The following is a 19,746-nucleotide window of genomic DNA, read 5'->3' as shown; positions in this document are numbered from 1 at the left end:
TTGCACCGGCGGTTCATTCCGCCGATGAAATAAGAATTACTTAATTTCTATCCGGCGCGGTTTTAATGTTTCCGGCACGATGCGTTCCATATCGATATACAACAGGCCGTTTTCCAGTTTGGCGCCTTTAATTTGGATATGCTCGGCCAACTGGAATTTACGTTCAAAGTTACGTTCGGCAATACCTTGATATAAGTAGGTTCTTTCCGCCGGCTCATTATTATGAGCGCCACGTACAATCAACAGGTTATCCTGGGTGGTAATCTCGAGCTCTTGCTCGGCGAATCCTGCCACCGCGATCGCGATGCGGTAATGATTTTCATCCACCAGCTCAACGTTATAAGGAGGATAGCCGCCATTACCCTGACTCTGGCCTGCCTCCAACGCATTAAACAAACGGTCAAAGCCAATTGCAGAACGGTAGAGTGGAGAAAGATCGAAATTACGCATAAAACAGCCTCCTAAGGCACTTCAGCGAGGTTTAATAATTAAGCCTTCCATCATGGACAGGCTAAATAATCAGAATTCCCTTACGGCGAATTCTTAATTTGCTTCTGATAAGAAAATGGGGGTGACTTTCACCATTTCAACCGGCGATGATCAAAAAAATGATAATCAGTGCAGCGAAAGTTTTTTTATCCCTTACAATAAACTGAGACGGCCGCCACAGAGCGGGCTCTTGCTCCTTTTAAAACATCCACAAGATGTTATAGATCAGCAGATTTTGGGGAACAGCACCCTGCAGGATGGAATAATGAAAACGATAAGAGTCATAGCAACCAGTTGCATGCTGTTAGCGACCAACGGCTGCTCCAGCGTAATGAGTCACACCGGCCCGAATCAGGGCTACTATCCGGGTACCCGTGCCAGCATGAACGTGCTGAGGGACGACAATACCAGTTGGGCAATGATGCCACTGGTGGCGCTGGATCTGCCATTCTCGGCGGTGATGGACACGGTGTTACTGCCTTACGACTATATGCGCTCCGGCAGTGACGGTACCGCAGACTCGCCGAGAGCGCGCATCTTGCGTGGCGAAGAGCAGAATCTGGCTGCCAGCGGCGATCCAGCCCATGCGGCGGCTGCCACCCCACAGTAAAAAACCTGATGCGGGCTGTTCGCCCGCCGTTGCTCATACCTCGGCCACAAAAATCTGGCTGAACCCGTCGATCTCACGCATAAACGCCACTTTACTGCCGTCCGGAGAGAACACCACCGCATCACCCGATGGCGGTATCGCAGTACGCTGCGTCAAACGCTGCATCCGCCCGCTGGCTACCTCACATAACATCAGGCTGTTATCACACACCAGCGCGATACGACCGCCCTGCGGATGCCAACTGAACGCCGATTGAATCCCCTGTTCACCCTGCGTGACCTGACGCGGGTCACCGCCGTTGGGTGAGACCACCCACAGCTGTACCACGCCCGCGTCATCCTTCATCAGGCAGGCAATCATACTGCCGTCGGGTGAACTACGCAGCCAGTGGCGGGGAGTGGTCGCCACACCAGGGAAACGTCGCCGGCCAGTAAAGGTCAGCCGACGTTGGCGTACCCCCAGCGGGGGGGCAGGTATTTGGGTCGGGGTACCTTGCAACGGCCGGGCACCGGCTTTGGCGTAATCGGCATCATCCTGCGGCAGATCAACGATAAACACCTCAGGCAGCTTTTCACCGCTGCTGGAAATCGTATCGCCGATAAACGCCAGCGCCCAGCGCTGTTGCCGCCCATCAGGCCGGGTATAACCGCCTTGGCCAACCCAGCCCTCTTCATAAGCGCGATTAATTTGGTCACTGCCCGGCTGCGGTTGTGGCGTGGTCTCGCTGACCAATACGCAGTAATGGCTGCCGTCATATTCACGCGGATGCTGCTTGGGAGGGTTCACGCCCTGTAATGGCACGGCTACGCCCACGTTGCGCAGATCCAGCGCCGGGTCCAGCTCATGCATCACATGGTCATTATAGGTAAAGCTCAGGCGACTGCCGTCCGGACTAAAAACGTGCACGTGAGTGCCGCCGCGCAGTGCGCCGGGAGTATAGGGCGCGGTGATGTCCATCGCATCGAGGGTAATGGCCAGTTCGCGATCCGGTTCACTGACAATCACCCCGCGACGATGGTGAAAATCATAATGCCAAACGCTATCTGGGTGCTCCGGGCCGTGGATAAAAGCATACCGGGCCGGTGCGTCCGGGCTGACGGTCACCACGCCCACATGAGCACCGTGCTGGGCACGGTACACCACCTCCACCACGCCGCTGTCGACGTTCACCCGTTCAATACTCAGGCCGGTGAAAGAGGCGCCGCTCGGGCGTACGTCGTAAGCCAGCCACTGGCTGTCCGGCGTCCAGACGTTAATATTGGTTAACTGATGCCCACGTGGATCAAAAGTCAGCTGTTTTTCCCGATGGCTCATGGCGGCTCCCCTGCGCATGCTGGCACTGAGCCGCCATCTTACCGGATCAGCCAACGCGTTTCACATCACCCACCAACAACAGATACGACAACGCGCCGAGTAGTGCCACCACGGCGATATAAATCAGTGAGGGAGCAAAACCATAATCCTGCGCCAGATAACCGACCACCAAGGGTACTGTGATCCCCCCCAGCCCGCCGACAAAGTTAAACACCCCACCGGTCAAGCCAATCAACCGGGTCGGTGCCAGCGATGATACCAGCGACCAGGTAATGGAGGCGAAACCGTTGCCAAAGAATGCCAGCGCCATCAGCACCATAATCCACAGCGGATCGTTGGTGTAATTGGCCCCCATGATGCAGGTAGAGAGCAGCAACCCACAGATAATCGGTGTTTTACGCGCAAAACCGATGGAACGGCCGCTGCGTAGCAAGCGATCGGCAACAAAACCGGATAACAACACGCCGCAGAACGCCGCCAGGAAGGGCACCGTGGTCATAAAACCGGCGGTCAGTGCGGCAATGTGCTTTTCCTGCGTCAGATAATTCGGGAACCAGGTGAGGAAGAACCACAGCGTTGAGGTAATAGCGAACTGGCCGAGATACACCCCCACCAGCTTGCGGTGAAACACCAGTTTCCAGTCGGCAGCGGTGAGCGCCACGCGGCTTTTCTTTTCCGACGCGACGTCGCCATCCACCATGCCGCCACCGTCCTGAATATATTTCAGCTCGGCGTCGTTCACCCCTTTGCTGTTGCGCGGTGACTGATAAACACGCTGCCACACCAACGCCCAGACGATGCCGACACCGCCAGTGATGATGAACACCCAGTGCCAACTGAGGATCTCTTGTACCCAGATCAACAGCGGCGTCAAAAACGCCAGCCCGACAAACTGACCGGAAGTATAGAACCCCACCGCCGAAGCCCGCTCCTGCTCGGGGAACCAACTGGTGACGATGCGATTATTGGTGGGAAATGCCGGCGCTTCAAACAACCCGGTCACCGCACGCAGGCCAATCAGTGATACCAGACCACTGGCGAACCCCTGCAGCAACGTCGCAATTGACCAGCCCATAATGGCAATAAAATAGGTCAGTTTTGAGCCGACGCGATCCAGAAACCAACCGCCAGGGATCTGACACAGGGTATAGGTCCAGGCAAAAGCAGAGAAAATATAGCCCATCTGCGCCTTACTGATGCCGAACTCCTGCTGAATATGCGCCGAAGCCACCGCCAGATTGGCACGGTCGACATAGCAGATCACCACGGTGACAAATATCATGAATAACGTTAAATAGCGGCGTTTACTTTTTGGTGCTGAGGTTAAGGTTATTTCCATTATTTTTATTCCGTTATTTTTCGGATTTTAAGACGGAAGAGAAGTAGGGGATCCCCTTCCGGGTTAACAGAATTATTTAATTCAATTGATGGTGTTTTTAATTTAGGACTACTTTATTTAGCCTTAACGCTATCGGTTATTACCCTGTAAATCGTCAATCCATGACTGGGGTCAGTGCGTGCAGGTAATAACGCTGCGGTTTGAAAGATGACGGCTAATTACCACTCGGCAACTGCGCCGTCCGGATAGCGCCACACGGGATTACGCCAGTCCGTCGCCTGTTTACTGCGCTCGATCACCAGCTCTTCGTTAATTTCCACCCCGAGGCCCGGTTTAGTCAGTGGGTAGAAGTGGCCGTCGGTCATTTTGAAATCGTCTTTATTCACTACGTAGTCCAGCAGTTCGGCCCCCTGATTGTAGTGAATGCCCATGCTCTGCTCCTGGAACACCGCGTTACGCGCCACAAAGTCCACATGCAGACAAGCAGCCAGCGCAATCGGCCCCAGTGGGCAATGCGGAGCCAGCGCCACATCATAGGTCTCCGCCATGGCGGCAATCTTGAAGCATTCGGTGATGCCACCGGCATGAGACAGGTCAGGCTGAATAATCGCCAGGCCGCCATCGGCCAGCACCCGTTTGAAATCAAAACGTGAATACATACGTTCACCGGCGGCAATCGGGATATGCGTCTGCGCCGCCAGGCGCGGATAGTACTCTGCCTGTTCCGCCAGCACCGGCTCTTCAATAAACAGCGGACGGTACGGCTCCAGCTCTTTGATCAGGATTTTTGCCATCGGCGCATCGACACGACCATGGAAATCCAGACCGAACTCGATACGGTTACCAAAGGCTTCGCGGATCTGCGCCACCACCGCCACCGCAGCATCCACCTTGCGCGCACTGTCGATAATGCCCATCTCTTCACAACCGTTCAGCTTAAAGGTATCGAAGCCGATTTCCGTCAGCTTGTTGATGCCGGCAATCACGTCAGAAGGACGATCGCCGCCCACCCAGCTATACGCCTTGATTTTGTCACGCACCAATCCGCCCAACAGCTGATAAACCGGTACGCCCAGCGCCTTGCCTTTGATATCCCACAGCGCCTGATCAATACCGGCGATCGCACTCATCAGGATCGGGCCGCCGCGATAGAAACCGCCGCGGTAGAGGGTTTGCCAGATATCGTTAATCCGCGCCGGATCCTGGCCGACCACATATTCCGACAGCTCGTGCACCGCCGCCTCCACGCTGCGTGCGCGCCCTTCAATCACCGGTTCACCCCAACCGACGATGCCTTCATCGGTTTCAATCTTCAGGAACATCCAGCGCGGCGGTAGCCGATAGGTGGTCATTTTGGTTATTTTCATTGAGTGGCTTCCTTATAGGCCCGAACGAAAGCGGCAGCCTGCTGAGCGGTGCGTTCCACCGATTGGCCGGCGCGATAGAGATCGCCCCCCAACCCGGCACCCACACAGCCTGCGGCCAGATACAGATGCAAGTTTTCCGGCGTGATGCCGCCGACGGCAAAAACAGGGATCTGAGGCGGCAGCACCGCTTTCAGCGCCTTGATATAGTCCGGGCCAAAGGAGACCGAGGGGAAAATCTTCAATGCCTGAGCCCCGGCCTCCAGTGCGTTGAATGCTTCTGACGCGGTGGCGCAACCGGCGCAAACCGTCATGCCCAGCGCCACGGCCCTGCGGATCACCGCCGGTTGGGTATTGGGGGTCACCACCAGTTGACCACCCAGCGCGGCCAACTCTTCCACCTGCGCAGGTTGCAGCACGGTGCCGGCACCGATCAGGGCGCGATCGCCGAATTTATTCACCGTATCACCGATGCTTTGCTGCCAGTCCGGCGAGTTCATCGGTATTTCAATCGCATCGAACCCCGCCTCCAGCAAGGTTTGTACGTGATCAGCCACCTCTTGCGGCGTAATGCCGCGCAGGATGGCGATCAGCGGCAGTTCAGTATTCCAGCTCATGCACAATGCTCCTTATTCCCGATTGGAAAGCCCGATCGCCGTCCAGGATCTGGTGGCGTATCCCGGCCATAGTCAGTGCCTGGGCATAACGCTCGCCAAGCTGCGGGTTGCCGATCACCGTTAATGCAGCATCAGGCGGCAGCGGGTATTCACGCTGCATCTGCGCCACCTCGTTGCCGATCAACAAGCCGGAAAGCCAGTCACTGACGGCGCTTTTTTCCAGTTTGCCAAGCACGTGAGCGGCGCGGGTTTCAAATAAACGTCGCACGATGTGGCTTTCATTCATGCCGACTTCCAATCCGTTGATAAACGCCTGTGGATTAGGCCGTTGTTCACTTAGCCCCACGCCGATCAACGAATGGCTGAGCAGCAAATGATGCAATTCGCCTGTCATCACCGTGCGGAAATCCGCCAGGCTGTCGCCCTCCATGCGCACCCATTTGCTGTGGGTACCGGGCATGATATAAACCGCCGCCGGCTGTTCGGCATAGGCGCCAATCAACTGGGTTTCTTCACCGCGCATGACGTTGCAGTTATCTTCACGTTCGATGCAGATGCCCGGAATAATCCAGGCCCGGTAAGGTAAAGCCTGCTCTACCGCCGTTAACTGTTGGGCAACTTCGGTCAGGCGGGTTGGGCAATGCAGATAAGGCACCTGCAGCCAGCCGGCATTGCTGCCGACCATCCCGGCCATCACCACCGGCAGTGGCTCAGCCCACCGCGCCATCAGCTCGCTGAAAACCTGCTGTGGCGTGCGGCCATCAAGGCGGGTAACACCGGCCTGCGACTGCAGGCTATCGACACAAACGCCCTGTTCGTAACGCCAGGCGCGCAGGTTGGTGGAACCCCAGTCAATCGCGATAAAGCTGTCACTCATGTTATGTCCTTTAGGCGTTTGGTTGAGCTGGCGATCATCGCCAGTGCCGCCTGCTCTGCGGCATCAGGATCCTGATGACGGATCGCGTCATACAATTCCTGATGCTCGCGCAAGGTACGCGGCATATTGTTCTCATCCGACATGTAGGTGCGCTCAAACACCGCGCGCTGCAGCGAGCTAATCGCCACGCTAAGCTGTTGCAAAACCGGGTTGTGTACCGCCGCCAGCACCGCTTCGTGATAGCGGATGTCGGCCTCATTAAAACGTTCGCGATCCTGGTGATGGATTTTCATGTCGTTCAGCGCCGCTTCGATCACCGCAAGTTCGCTGGAGGTAGCTCGCTCCGCCGCCCAGCGAGCAATCGTTGGCTCCACCAGGTTACGAACCTCACTCATCGAGGCGATCAGCCGTGGATCATAATCCTGCGCCAGCACCCAGTTCAGGACGTCGGTATCCAGATAATTCCACTGGCTGCGTAGCGTTACGAATGCGCCACGATAGCGCTTCACCTCCACCAACCGCTTGGACATCAGCGCACGCAAGACTTCGCGGATGATATTGCGCGAAGTTTCAAACTCTTCACACAGTTCCGTTTCTGCGGGTAATGCCGCCCCCGGAATATACTTACCGCCGACGATCTGCTGGCCCATCTCGATAATGATGCGGTCGGTTTTACCGATCTGCTGCTTGTTCATGATTTCTCCGTGGCGTTCGCCATGCTGTGATAACGGATTTACTTTACCCGCGTCTCCCATTGGCGTCCTGCGGTTGCAGCACAATCTTGATAACTTCCCTAAACAACCACCACCTCATTGTAGTACCTATATGTTTTGTTGTACTACAATCAAGATCACAAAACAGACAACAAGTTTGCGTGACGTATCAAAACAGACCACCGTTGTTGGGCGATAAACAGGCTGGAAACAGAGGCAATGCCACTACGGGTTGGGGCTTTCCGTTACCGGCGTTGGCAAAGCCCGACCGGAAAAATAAGCGGCTATGTTGTCGAACACCAGATCGGCCATCATCCACCGCGTGCTGTGGGTCGCACTGGCCATATGCGGCGTTAGTACCACATTGTCCCGCCCCATCAACCCGGCGGGAACCTGCGGTTCGCATTCAAAAACATCCAGACCAGCACCGGCAATTACCCCTTGGTCAATCGCCTTTACTAATGCCGCTTCATCCACCACCGAACCCCGCGCAATGTTGATTAAGATGCCGTTAGCGCCCAATGCTGCTAACACCTGTGCATCCACCAGCGCCCGCGTCGCCACCCCTCCGTTGGTGCACACCAATAAAAAGTCGCAGTGCTCGGCCAGTGCCAGAGGGGTCGCAAAAAAACGCCCGGTAAAATCGTCATATTGTTGGCGGGAATGATAACTGACGTCCATTTTGAAGGCCGCTGCACGCTGAGCTATCGCCCGCCCGATCCTTCCCAATCCAAGAATGCCCAGGCGTGCGCCGCTAACCTTGCGCGTCCAGGGATAGCCGCCCTGCAGCCAGTCACCGCGCTCGATAAAACGTTGGGCGCCGCCAATCTGCCGGGCCGTCGCCAGCAGCAACCCAATCGCCAGATCGGCGACGTCATCGGTCAACACCCCCGGCGTATGTGTTACCCGAACACCCTGAGCCCGTGCGGCCAACACATCCACCCGCTCATAACCCACGCCAAATACGGCAATCAGTTTTAACTGCGGCAAAGCGGCAATTTGTGCCGCACTGACCGCCGTTTCGCCATCAACCAGCAGGACGGTGAATTCGCCGGCTCGGGCCGCCAGCGCCAAAGGGGCCAATTCGCGCTGATCCACCAATGGGAAATGTTGACGCAGTTGCACCACCAACCTTTGCGGCAAGGGTGAGGCCTGCAAAATGGTCTCAGCCATGGTTGTTCTCCTGCAGTGCAACCTCGCCTGTGGCCGCTGATTGCGGCCTGCCAAGCCGCAGGCCGATAATGCCGCCAGCCACCAACGCCGCAGCAATGGCCATCAGCGCAATATCATAGTTGCCGGTAATATCTTTAATTCGCCCCATGACCGGTGGGAAGACCAGGCCGGCAATATTGGCCACCGCATTAATCAAGGCTATTGACGCCGCACCAGCCACGCCGGCGATAGATTCGGTGGTTACCGCCCAAAAAATAGGGGTGATCGCCCAGTTCAACGCGACGGTAAGCACTAGCATGCCGTAGGCCAACACCAGATTTTGACAATAAATCGCCGCCAGCAGCAGCAGACCGGCGGCAATCAGCGGGCCCCCCAAATGCAGGGATCGTTCACCGGTCAAATCGGAGTGCCTGCCGTTGAAGTACATGAAAATGCAGGCAAAGAAAAATGGAATGGCGGAAAGGACACTGACAACAAAGGAGCTTTGCTCCGTGACTACGCCTTTGACGATTAAAGGCAAAAATAGCGTGATACCTATGGTGCCGAACGCCTGCAACAGCCACATAAAGCTCAGCGCCCAAACCCGCCGGTTGGTCAACGCCTGGCTCCAGCGATGTGATTGTCCGCCAGCGGTCTCCGCCATTTCACCGGCCATTTTATTGACCAGCCACTGACGTTGCGGCGGCGCCAACCATTTTGCCTGTTGCGGCGCATCATCGAGGTAAAAATAGGTCACGATGCCCAGCAACACCGCCGGGATACCTTCCAGCAGGAACAGCCAGCGCCACCCTGCTATGTCAAATAAACCATGCATATTCAGGATGCTGCCGGACAGCGGCAGGCCAATAACCGAAGCCAGGGCTGCACCGATGTAAAACATCGACATGGCACGCGCACGGTCACTGCGCGGATACCAACAGGAAAGATAATAAATAATGCCAGGGGTAAACCCGGCCTCCGCCACGCCGAGTAAAAAACGCATCACATAGAGTTGCGTTGGTGTTTGCACCAGGCTCATACCGGCGGCGATGATGCCCCAGGTGACCATGATGCGCGCAATCCATATCTTGGCACCGATACGGCTCAATAATATGTTGCTGGGGACTTCAAAAATAATGTAGGAAATATAGAAAATTCCTGCGGCAATACCATACATCTCGGCGCTAAGCGCCAAATCGGCATTCATCTGCAATGCAGCAATGGAAATATTTGATCTGTCTATATATGCAATAAGATAAAGCAGCATAATAAATGGAATAATACGCCGGTTCATCCTTTTGATTGTCGTGGAATAAGTACTGGAATCCATAATTCATCCCCCAGAGCAATTCATTAATTTCTGCACGATCTGTTCCTGACAAATCACGCATCCAGTGGTGTTTTCATCTCATCATCAGAAAAAACTCGTTGTTGAATATAAAAATCGGTTGGTTGTTTAATAGGCTAGCGCACATTGTAGACACGAAATCGCATCTTGTAATACAAGATGGATCACAAAAAGACACCGGCCAGAAGAACATAGTGATTTACATGTTGGAAAATTAATTCTAAATTGGATTTTTAAATCTAACTAAAAGATCACCATGCTGAGTCGCTACCACACCATTGCCGATGCCATAACGCTGTTGTTTGCCCCTTACGCCGAGGTGGCACTTCATGATCTCGCCAGCCAGAAGCTGGTTTACATCAGTAATAATCGCTCGCAGCGTGAGCTGGGCGAAGACTCCAACCTGAGCGAGCTGCAGGGCGACCAAGGCTTGCAGGTGATCGGCCCCTATCTGAAGCGCAATTGGGATGGCAGCCAACTGCGTTCTATCAGTGCGGTATTGCGCGACGATAACGCTGCCCCCATTGGCCTGTTGTGCATCAATCTTGATATCACCGTGCTGGAAAGCGCCAAAGCCGCGCTGGAAGTCTTCCTTGCCGGAAATGCTCTGCAACCACAACCGGACGTGCTGTTTCAGGACGACTGGCAGGAACGCATCAACACCTTCATTCACCAATGGTTGCAACAACGCCAGCAGACGCTCAGCACCCTTAACGGTGCAGGCAAGCGGGCACTGGTGGAGGCGCTCTATCACCAGGGGGCTTTCAAAGGAAAAAACGCCGCCGGCTACGTCGCCAAAATCCTCGGTATCGGCCGCGCTACCGTTTACAACTATCTGAAAAATATCAAGGAGTCTGTATGAGTCAGCTATTTGACGCGATTGTTTCCGCCCATCAGCAATTGCGCCCGCAGGTTCGCGTGACCCCGCTGGAACGCAGCGTACTGCTGTCACAGCAGTTGGGTTGCGAGCTGTATCTGAAATGCGATCACCTGCAACCTACCGGCTCTTTCAAATTTCGAGGTGCCAGCAACAAACTGCGGTTGTTAAGTGACGAGCAGCGTCAACGCGGGGTGATCGCGGCTTCCAGCGGTAATCACGGCCAGGCGATGGCGCTGGCAGGCAAACTGACGGGTGTCAGCGTGACGGTGTATGCACCGGAAACAGCGGCAGCTATCAAACTGGAAACCATCCGCGCGTTGGGCAGCGAAGTGGTGACGGTACCGGGAGATGCCCTGAAAGCGGAACAGGCGGGGGAAAAAGCGGCGCAGGAACAGGGCAAGGTGTATGTCTCTCCCTATAACGACGAGCAGGTGATCGCCGGTCAGGGCACCTGCGGTATGGAGTTGGTCGAGCAGCAAGCGGATTTGGATGCAGTGTTTATCGCCGTCGGTGGTGGTGGCTATATTTCAGGAATTGGTACCGTTTTGCAGCAATTATCGCCGAAAACGCAGATTATTGCCTGCTGGCCAGAAAACTCCACCAGCATGTACAGTGCTCTGCAGGCCGGTCATATTTATCCAGTCGAAGAGCAGGACACGCTGTCCGATGGCACCGCCGGCGGCGTTGAGCCGGGTGCGATCACCTTCCCGCTGTGTCAGCAGGTGATTGACCGCAAAGTATTGGTCAGCGAAGCGGAAATCAAACAGGCCATGCGTCAGATAGCCGCCAGCGACCGCTGGATTATTGAAGGTGCTGCCGGGGTGGCCTTAGCCGCTGCCATCAAACTGGCGCCGGAATTCCAGGGCAAAAAAGTGGCGGTGGTACTGTGCGGGAAAAACATTGTGCTGGAGAAATACCTTAAGGCAATCGCCGATGAAAATCCTTAATAAACGGCAGATCCTTGAAGCGTTCGATGCAGATGCCGTCACATTGTTGCTCAAAAAAGGATTTATTGCCTATTCCCAACGGCAGGTACAACAGCCGCCGGTGCAGCATTTCCTGTTTGAACAGGCAGCGGGTGACTGCTGTATTAAATCGGCCTGGCTGGAAGGGGACGAACAATTTGTCGTCAAGGTTTCCTCTGGCTTTTACCGTAATCCGGCGCAGGGGTTGGCCAGTAATCAGGGGCTGATGATGGCCTTCTCTGCGCAAACCGGTGAACCCCAGGCATTGTTACTGGATGAGGGGTGGTTAACTGCGTTACGTACCGCGCTGGCCGGGCGTATTGTCGCTGAACTCTGTGCTCCGGCATCGATCCCGGCGATTGGCATTGTCGGCTGCGGCATGCAGGCCCGACTGCAGTTACAACAGCTAAAATCCCTGACCGCCTGCCGTGAGGTTTGGGTATGGGGCCGTAACGAAGAGACCTTGCAAGCCTATCGGCGCGATGTCGAAGCCGAAGGTTTCCGGGTGAATATCACCCAGGATGCCGCAGAACTGGCGGCGCACTGTCGGCTGATTGTCACCACCACCCCGAGCCGCGAACCTATTTTGCAAGCGGCGGATATTCAACCCGGCACCCACATCACCGCCGTCGGCGCTGACAGCCAGGGCAAGCAAGAGCTGGCGGCCGATCTGGTGGCCAGGGCGGATATGCTGTTGGTGGATGCTTTGGCACAATGTGCAGATTATGGTGAGATCGCCACTGCTTACCGGCAGGGTTTGCTTAAATCGACGCCGATCGTCGAATTGGGTACGGCATTGGCTCAGGGGACAAAAGTGCGCAGCGACGCGCATCAAATCACCCTGGCCGATCTGACCGGGCTGGCGATTCAGGACGTACAGATTGTGAAGGGTATTTTGGCACGGATATAGAATGTTTTTGGGGGCGCGACTGCGCCCCTGTAAATCGAATCACCGTCAAGCATTCAGCACAAACTTCTCGATGGCGCGGGCTACACCGTCTTCGGTATTGGTGCTGGTAACAAACTGCGCTACCGCTTTCAGTTCCGGGATAGCATTGCCCATCGCCACGCCTAACCCGGCATACTCAATCATCGCCGTGTCGTTGGCCTGATCGCCCAACGTCATCACATTTTTACGCGCAATACCGAGATGATCGGCCAGCATTTTCACCCCAGCCCCCTTATCCACTTTCTGGTGCAAGATTTCCAGGTAATAAGGCGCGCTTTTCAGGATGGTGTAACGTTCCCGCGTTTCTGCCGGGATGCGAGCGATGGCGCGATCCAACAGCTCAGGCTCGTCGATCATCATCACTTTAGGGAAACGAATCGAAGGATCCATCTCTTCCACGCTGCGGTATTTCAGCGGAATACCGGTCATCTCAGACTCATGCACGGTGTATTTGCCGATATCCTTGTTCGGGGTATACAGGGTATCGAAATCAAACGCCTGGAAATGGACGCCAAACTCGCGAGCCATCTTCTCGAAGTGCAGGTAATCCTCAAAACCCAGCGTTTCCTGCAGGATGCAGGCGCCGTCTACCGCCTTCAACACCAGCGCGCCATTATAGGTAATACAGAAATCACCGGGCCCCTGAATGTCCAACTGACGCAGATAATCCTGCACACCGACGTAAGGCCGCCCGGTGGCCAGCACCACATGCACCCCTTTGCGGCGTGCCTCGGTGATCGCCTGCTTTACCGCCGGCGTAATCTGGTGCTGCGGGTTAAGCAGCGTGCCGTCCATATCAATCGCAATCAGTTCAATAGCCATTCGAGCCTCTCCCAGTGGTTTTGCCCCATGCTAACGCGTTTCAGCCCGTAATGTCAGCGCCAAAAAAGGCGTAAAAAAATCCGCGCGGGTCGCCCGGCGCGGATTTTTACAGCCATCAATGCGTTAGATATCGATGTTTGCCGCTTTCAGGGCATTTTCTTCGATAAAGGCACGACGAGGCTCAACCGCATCACCCATCAGGGTGGTGAACAGTTGGTCAGCAGCAATGGCGTCCTTCACGGTCACGCGCAGCATGCGGCGGCTTTCCGGATCCATGGTGGTTTCCCACAGCTGCTCTGGGTTCATTTCACCCAGACCTTTATAACGCTGTACTGCCAGCCCACGGCGTGACTCTTTCACCAGCCACTCCAATGCCTGCTCGAAGCTTTCAACGGGTTGACGACGCTCACCACGTTCGATGAAGGCATCTTCTTCGATCAGGCCGCGCAGTTTCTCACCCAGCACGCAGATCTTGCGATATTCGCCGCCGTGGATGAAGTCGAAGTCCAGCGCGTAGTCGGTATCCACACCGTGGGTACGGATGCGCAGTACCGGCTCAAACATCTGGCGCTCACGGTTCTCAAAGATCACCGAGTCATAGCTGCTGCCATGCTGCTCTTTGTCGTTCAGCAGTTTCACCAGCGAATCAATCCAGGTTTTAACCTTGGCCTGATCGCTCAGATCGCCCTCTGCCAAAGTTGGCTGGTAAATCAGGTTGTTCAGCAGTGCACGCGGGTAGCGGCGCTCCATACGACCGATCAGCTTCTGCACGCTGTAGTGCTCGGCAACCAGTTTTTCCAATGGCTCACCGGCAAGTGCTGGTGCGCTGGCGTTGGTGTGCAGGGTTGCGCCGTCCATTGCGATAGAGATTTGGTACTGATCCATCGCTTCGTCATCTTTGATGTACTGTTCCTGCTTGCCTTTTTTCACCTTGTACAGCGGCGGCTGAGCAATGAACACGTGGCCGCGCTCAATGATTTCCGGCATCTGACGGTAGAAGAAGGTCAACAGCAGCGTACGGATGTGCGAGCCATCGACGTCGGCATCGGTCATGATAATGATGCTGTGGTAACGCAGTTTGTCCGGGTTGTACTCATCGCGGCCAATGCCGCAGCCCAGTGCCGTGATCAGCGTCGCCACTTCCTGCGAAGACAGCATCTTGTCGAAGCGTGCTTTCTCAACGTTGAGGATTTTACCTTTCAACGGCAAGATTGCCTGGTTCTTACGGTTACGCCCCTGCTTGGCAGAGCCGCCCGCTGAGTCCCCTTCCACCAGGTACAGTTCGGACAGCGCCGGATCGCGTTCCTGACAGTCTGCCAGTTTGCCCGGCAGGCCGGCCAGATCCAATGCGCCTTTACGACGGGTCATTTCACGCGCTTTACGCGCCGCTTCACGAGCACGCGCCGCATCGATGATTTTGCCGACGACGATTTTCGCGTCGCCCGGGTTTTCCATCAGATAATCGACCAGCTTTTCATTCATCAGCGTTTCAACCGCGGTTTTCACCTCGGAAGAAACCAGCTTGTCTTTGGTCTGAGAAGAGAACTTCGGATCCGGCACTTTCACCGAAACCACGGCAATCAGGCCTTCACGCGCATCGTCACCGGTGGCGCTGATTTTGGCTTTTTTGCTGTAGCCTTCTTTATCCATGTAGCTGTTCAGGGTACGGGTCATCGCGGTACGGAAACCGACCAGGTGGGTACCCCCATCACGCTGTGGGATGTTGTTGGTGAAGCAGTAGATATTTTCCTGGAAACCGTCGTTCCACTGCAGCGCCACTTCCACACCGATGTCGTCTTTCATGGTCGAGAAATAGAACACGTTTGGATGGATCGGGGTTTTGTTCTTGTTCAGGTACTCAACAAACGCCTTGATACCGCCTTCGTAGTGGAAGTGGTCTTCTTTGTCGGTACGTTTGTCTTTCAGGCGGATAGACACGCCCGAGTTCAGGAATGAGAGTTCGCGCAGGCGCTTGGCCAGAATATCGTACTCAAATTCGACATTATTGGTGAAGGTTTCATAGCTCGGCCAGAAACGCACCGTGGTGCCGGTCTGATCGGTTTCACCGACCACTTTCAGCGGCGCCTGTGGCTCGCCCATGGCGTAGGTCTGTTCGTGCACCTTGCCTTCGCGACGGATAACCAGTTCCAGCTTCTCGGACAAGGCGTTAACAACAGAAACACCCACGCCGTGCAGACCGCCGGAAACCTTGTAGGAGTTGTCATCAAATTTGCCGCCGGCATGCAGCACGGTCATGATCACCTGCGCCGCAGAAACCCCTTCCTCTTCGTGAATACCGGTCGGGATACCACGGCCGTCATCCTGTACCGAAACGGAGTTATCGGCATGGATGGTCACCTGGATGTCACTACAGTGGCCAGCGAGTGCTTCGTCGATAGCGTTGTCCACAACCTCGAATACCATGTGGTGCAGACCGGTGCCATCATCGGTGTCGCCGATATACATGCCCGGGCGCTTACGCACCGCGTCCAGCCCTTTTAATACCTTGATACTTGAGGAGTCATAAGAATTCGACATCAACGTTTCTCGCTCATTTTAGTCCTGTGGTTGAACCTCTATTTTACCTTGTTCCACGCGGAACATCTTGCCCTTTTCACCGGCCATATCGGTCACTTGTTCAGCGCTTACCGCACTGACAAAGACCTGGGCCTGGGTGGCTTTCAGGCGATCGGCCAGCAACCGGCGACGGCCGGTGTCCAGCTCGGAGGCAAAATCATCAATCAGATACAGGCAACGCCGCCCGCTCTGCCGGGTGAGAAACTCACCCTGCGCTAAGCGCAACGCGCACATCAGCAGTTTAAGCTGACCGCGCGATAACAAATCCTCTACCGGCGTGCCGTCGGCACGAATGCGGAAGTCCGCCTTATGCGGCCCCACCGCGGTATAGGTTAACGCCCTGTCACGCTCAAACTGGCGCTCCAGCAGCTCTCCGTAGTCGCTCTCTTTGTCCCAGCCACGCTGGAAAGAGAAACTCAGGGCAAATTCGGGCAAAAACTGCGCGCATGTCGCGGTAATATCCGCGGCAATCGCGTCGCTGTAAGCTGCCCGCCACTCGCTGATACGCTCGGCCAAGGGGATCAGTTCCTGATCCCAGGCGCGGATCTGCGCATAGCGACTGACCTGGCGCAGCGCGGCATTGCGCTGCTTCAGTAACCGTTTCAGGTTGCTCCAGGCGGTGAAAAAACCGGGTTCGTTATGAAAACAGCCCCAGTCCAGGAAGGCACGCCGGAATTTCGGCCCACCGTTTAGCAGGGTAAAACCTTCGGGGGTAATCAGTTGCATCGGCAATAACTGCGCCAGTTCAGCCACTTTGTGGCCGTCGCTGCCATCGATGCGTACCTTGCTGTCCCCCTGACGGCTCTTGCTTAATCCTACGGAAATTTCACGCTCTGCGCCGTCAATACGGCCGTGCAAAATAAACTCCGGCTGGTCGTGGCGGATCACCCGCCCGGCCTGCAGGCTGCGAAACGCCCGCCCGTGTCCGAGGGTATACACCGCCTCAAGCACGCTGGTTTTTCCGCTGCCATTGGCACCCACCAGGAAGTTGAATCCCGGCGCCAGCGCCAAATCGGCAGCTTCTATATTACGGAAATCTTTAATCAGTAAACGCGTCAGAGCCATGCAATCTCTTTACCCATGACGGTAAGTTATTCAACCTTATATACCCTATGGATTTCAAGTTGCGGCTAGGCGGCCAGCTAGCTTATCCCCAGGCGCTTACTTAAGTAAGTAACTGGGGTAAGCTAGTGCAGCCAACAACGCTGCAGCTTGAAAGACGACGGGTATGAACTACAACCGCATTGGCATGACGACGTAAGCAGCAGACTTACTGGCACCGTCTTCGATCTGCACGCTGGAAACCGAGTCGGTCAGCAGCAGGCGCACATCTTCACACTTGAGCGCGTTCAATACGTCCAGCACGTAGCTGACGTTGAAACCAATTTCCATCTCGGTGCCGTCGTAGCTGACATCGAGGATCTCTTCCGCCTCTTCCTGTTCCGGGTTGTTGGCGGTGATCTTAAGCTGGTTTTGGCTGACATACAGCCGCACGCCGCGGAACTTCTCGTTCGACAAGATCGCCGCACGAGCAAACGCCTGCTTGAGCAGATCGCAGCCGGCTTCCAGCGTTTTGTCCGGGTTCTTCGGCAAGACGCGACGATAGTCAGGGAAACGGCCATCAACCAGCTTGGAGGTGAAGATAAAGTCACCGACGTGGGCGCGAATGTTGTTACTGCCGATTTGCAGTTGCAGCAGCGTATCGCCACCGTCCAGCAAACGCACCAGCTCCATCACGCCTTTACGCGGCACGATCACCGAATGCGACGGCAATTGCTGACCGATCGGCATCGAGCACACCGCCAGGCGGTGACCATCGGTCGCCACGGTACGCAGTTCTTCACCTTCGGTTTCGAACAGCATGCCGTTTAAGTAGTAGCGCACGTCCTGATGAGCCATTGAGAACTGCGTGGCTTCGATCAGGCGCTTAAGGGTCGCCTGTGGCAGAGAAAATTCAACTTCGCTCTGCCAGTCGTCCAGGTTCGGGAAATCAACCGCCGGCAACGTAGAAAGAGAGAAGCGACTGCGGCCGGAACGCACCAGCATACGCTCGCCTTCCAGCGTCACAGTGATCTCGGCCCCTTCGGGCAAGCCACGGCAGATATCAAATAATTTACGCGCGGGGACGGTAGTCGCGCCCGCTTCATGAGGTTGGGACAGGGCAACGCGTGCCACCATCTCCATCTCCAGATCGGTGCCGGTCAACAGCAGGCAGCCTTCCGTCACCTGCAACAGCAGGTTACCCAGAATTGGCAGCGTTGGGCGGCCGCCCAGCGGGCTGCTCACCTGTTGCAGTGGTTTTAGCAGATGCTCACGTTCAACGATAAATTTCATAGCGCTAGGAAGATAATGTTCTGATTAAATTGGAGAAATCTTCTTTGATGTCGTGACTTTCCTCACGCAACTGCTCGATCTTCCGGCAGGCGTGCAACACCGTGGTATGGTCGCGGCCACCAAACGCATCGCCGATTTCTGGCAGGCTGTGGTTGGTGAGCTCTTTTGCCAACGCCATCGCCATTTGGCGGGGACGGGCAACGGAACGCGAGCGCCGCTTGGACAACAAATCAGCGATTTTAATTTTATAGTATTCCGCCACCGTCTTTTGAATATTATCGATGGTGACCAGCTTTTCCTGCAATGCCAGCAGATCGCGCAGCGCTTCACGCACGAAATCAATGGTAATGGCACGGCCGGTAAAGTTTGCGTTGGCGATCACGCGATTCAACGCCCCTTCGAGCTCACGCACGTTGGAACGCAGGCGCTTGGCGATAAAGAACGCCACTTCGCCCGGCAGACGGATATTATTCTCGTCGGCCTTTTTCATCAGGATCGCTACGCGGGTTTCCAGCTCCGGCGGTTCGATCGCGACCGTCAGCCCCCAACCGAAGCGGGATTTCAGACGATCTTCCACGCCGTTAATCTCTTTCGGATAACGGTCCGAGGTCAGGATAATCTGCTGATTGCCTTCCAACAGGGCGTTAAAGGTATGGAAGAACTCTTCCTGCGAACGCTCTTTATTGGCAAAAAATTGGATGTCATCGATCAGCAGCGCATCGACCGAACGGTAATAACGCTTAAATTCTTCAATGGCATTGTTCTGCAAGGCTTTGACCATGTCCTGCACAAAGCGTTCAGAGTGCATATAGACCACTTTGGCGTTGGCCTTGCGTGCCATGATGCCGTTACCCACCGCGTGCAACAGGTGAGTTTTACCCAGGCCGGTGCCGCCATAAAGGAACAACGGGTTATAGGCACCACCCGGGTTATCCGCCACCTGACGGGCCGCCGCGCGCGCCAACTGGTTGGATTTACCCTCAACAAAGTTATCAAAGGTGTGCTTTGGGTTAACGTTGGAGCGGTAAGAAAGTTCAGGCTGCGGCGCTGCGTTGTCCCAGCTTGGGCGGGACGGCGCGGCAACCCGCACTATTGGCGCGCTGGGTGCACTGACGCTGGCAGTAACGGTCTGGCTGATGATTTGGGAGAGGGGCTTACTGCCCACTTCAAAACGCAGCAATGGGGCATCCGTACCGCAGAAATCATTCAACAGACCATTGATATTGTTTAAGTATTTATCGCGAACCCAATCCAGCACAAAACGATTGGGCGCATAAAGCGCCAGGGTGTTGTCACTCAGTTCCGCCTGCAATGGGCGTATCCACATACTAAATTCTGTGGCAGGTAACTCATCCTGCAATCGGGCAAGACACTGCTGCCAAAGCGAAAGTGACAC

The 19,746-nt window shown here is 55.4% G+C and carries 18 protein-coding genes; 4 read left to right on the top strand and 14 right to left on the bottom strand.

Translation table 11 applies throughout. The annotated features are described in order from the left end of the window. Window positions 1-36: 36 nt before the first annotated feature. The gene (ibpA, locus tag ACSOSI_RS00090) at window positions 37-450 is read right to left on the bottom strand and encodes a small heat shock chaperone IbpA (protein WP_004950577.1); all 414 of its coding nucleotides are present in this window, start codon (window positions 448-450) and stop codon (window positions 37-39) included. A 304-nt stretch (window positions 451-754) separates the two neighbouring features. Here ibpA and ACSOSI_RS00085 point away from each other — a divergent pair, with 304 nt between their 5' ends. Beyond that, entirely contained in the window at window positions 755-1,099 is a 345-nt protein-coding gene (locus tag ACSOSI_RS00085; protein WP_012004521.1) for a YceK/YidQ family lipoprotein, read from the top strand. 33 nt (window positions 1,100-1,132) lie between these two features. On the opposite strand, the gene ACSOSI_RS00080 is transcribed toward ACSOSI_RS00085, so the two are convergent. The 8 genes from ACSOSI_RS00080 to ACSOSI_RS00045 all read right to left on the bottom strand — a co-directional run bounded on the left by ACSOSI_RS00080 (window position 1,133) and on the right by ACSOSI_RS00045 (window position 9,805). Then, window positions 1,133-2,413 carry a YidR family protein gene (locus tag ACSOSI_RS00080; protein ID WP_476706368.1) on the bottom strand — a complete coding sequence of 427 codons (1,281 nt, stop codon included), beginning with the start codon at window positions 2,411-2,413 and terminating at the stop codon, window positions 1,133-1,135. A gap of 46 nt (window positions 2,414-2,459) precedes the next feature. Further along, on the bottom strand, window positions 2,460-3,752 hold the full coding sequence (locus tag ACSOSI_RS00075; RefSeq protein ID WP_259191373.1) for an MFS transporter: 1,293 nt from the start codon (window positions 3,750-3,752) through the stop codon (window positions 2,460-2,462). 218 nt (window positions 3,753-3,970) lie between these two features. Further along, window positions 3,971-5,119, bottom strand: a complete 1,149-nt coding sequence (gene dgoD / locus ACSOSI_RS00070; protein ID WP_012004518.1) for a galactonate dehydratase — start codon at window positions 5,117-5,119, stop codon at window positions 3,971-3,973. Continuing rightward, window positions 5,116-5,733, bottom strand: a complete 618-nt coding sequence (locus ACSOSI_RS00065) for a 2-dehydro-3-deoxy-6-phosphogalactonate aldolase (protein WP_261277904.1) — start codon at window positions 5,731-5,733, stop codon at window positions 5,116-5,118. The genes dgoD and ACSOSI_RS00065 overlap by 4 nt, the downstream gene beginning before the upstream one ends. Then, window positions 5,717-6,610: a 2-dehydro-3-deoxygalactonokinase gene (locus ACSOSI_RS00060; RefSeq protein WP_476706367.1), complete on the bottom strand. Its 894-nt coding sequence runs from the start codon at window positions 6,608-6,610 to the stop codon at window positions 5,717-5,719. Before ACSOSI_RS00060 ends, ACSOSI_RS00065 begins: the two co-directional genes overlap by 17 nt. Beyond that, entirely contained in the window at window positions 6,607-7,305 is a 699-nt protein-coding gene (locus tag ACSOSI_RS00055) for a FadR/GntR family transcriptional regulator (protein ID WP_026142139.1), read from the bottom strand. Before ACSOSI_RS00055 ends, ACSOSI_RS00060 begins: the two co-directional genes overlap by 4 nt. Window positions 7,306-7,548: 243 nt before the next feature. Beyond that, window positions 7,549-8,496, bottom strand: coding sequence for a 2-hydroxyacid dehydrogenase (locus ACSOSI_RS00050; protein WP_476706366.1), 948 nt, complete (start codon window positions 8,494-8,496; stop codon window positions 7,549-7,551). Beyond that, window positions 8,489-9,805 (bottom strand): MFS transporter, encoded by a 1,317-nt coding sequence (locus tag ACSOSI_RS00045; RefSeq protein ID WP_476706365.1) that lies wholly within the window; start codon window positions 9,803-9,805, stop codon window positions 8,489-8,491. Before ACSOSI_RS00045 ends, ACSOSI_RS00050 begins: the two co-directional genes overlap by 8 nt. A 274-nt stretch (window positions 9,806-10,079) precedes the next feature. On the opposite strand from ACSOSI_RS00045, the gene ACSOSI_RS00040 reads away from it, so the two are divergent. The 3 genes from ACSOSI_RS00040 to ACSOSI_RS00030 are packed head-to-tail and all read left to right on the top strand — an operon-like array spanning window position 10,080 to window position 12,578. Then, the gene (locus tag ACSOSI_RS00040) at window positions 10,080-10,685 is read left to right on the top strand and encodes a helix-turn-helix transcriptional regulator (protein WP_476706364.1); all 606 of its coding nucleotides are present in this window, start codon (window positions 10,080-10,082) and stop codon (window positions 10,683-10,685) included. Further along, a complete protein-coding gene (locus ACSOSI_RS00035) occupies window positions 10,682-11,650 on the top strand; it encodes a threonine/serine dehydratase (RefSeq protein WP_476706363.1) in 969 nt (322 codons plus the stop codon). The genes ACSOSI_RS00040 and ACSOSI_RS00035 overlap by 4 nt, the downstream gene beginning before the upstream one ends. After that, window positions 11,637-12,578, top strand: a complete 942-nt coding sequence (locus ACSOSI_RS00030; RefSeq protein ID WP_476706362.1) for an ornithine cyclodeaminase family protein — start codon at window positions 11,637-11,639, stop codon at window positions 12,576-12,578. The genes ACSOSI_RS00035 and ACSOSI_RS00030 overlap by 14 nt, the downstream gene beginning before the upstream one ends. 45 nt (window positions 12,579-12,623) lie before the next feature. On the opposite strand, the gene yidA is transcribed toward ACSOSI_RS00030, so the two are convergent. The 5 genes from yidA to dnaA all read right to left on the bottom strand — a co-directional run bounded on the left by yidA (window position 12,624) and on the right by dnaA (window position 19,746). After that, window positions 12,624-13,439, bottom strand: coding sequence for a sugar-phosphatase (gene yidA / locus ACSOSI_RS00025; RefSeq protein WP_476706361.1), 816 nt, complete (start codon window positions 13,437-13,439; stop codon window positions 12,624-12,626). Between the two features lie 123 nt (window positions 13,440-13,562). Further along, a complete protein-coding gene (gene gyrB, locus ACSOSI_RS00020; protein WP_012004509.1) occupies window positions 13,563-15,977 on the bottom strand; it encodes a DNA topoisomerase (ATP-hydrolyzing) subunit B in 2,415 nt (804 codons plus the stop codon). Window positions 15,978-15,995: 18 nt separating this feature from the next. Further along, window positions 15,996-17,081, bottom strand: coding sequence for a DNA replication/repair protein RecF (gene recF / locus ACSOSI_RS00015; protein ID WP_012004508.1), 1,086 nt, complete (start codon window positions 17,079-17,081; stop codon window positions 15,996-15,998). A gap of 168 nt (window positions 17,082-17,249) precedes the next feature. Further along, window positions 17,250-18,350 (bottom strand): DNA polymerase III subunit beta, encoded by a 1,101-nt coding sequence (gene dnaN / locus ACSOSI_RS00010; protein ID WP_012004507.1) that lies wholly within the window; start codon window positions 18,348-18,350, stop codon window positions 17,250-17,252. Between the two features lie 4 nt (window positions 18,351-18,354). Beyond that, window positions 18,355-19,746 (bottom strand): chromosomal replication initiator protein DnaA, encoded by a 1,392-nt coding sequence (dnaA, locus tag ACSOSI_RS00005; protein WP_012004506.1) that lies wholly within the window; start codon window positions 19,744-19,746, stop codon window positions 18,355-18,357.

Source organism: Serratia sp. AR11 (assembly GCF_056376275.1).
The sequence above is the reverse complement of the archived record's forward strand: the minus strand, read 5'-3'. Positions and strand labels throughout refer to the sequence as shown.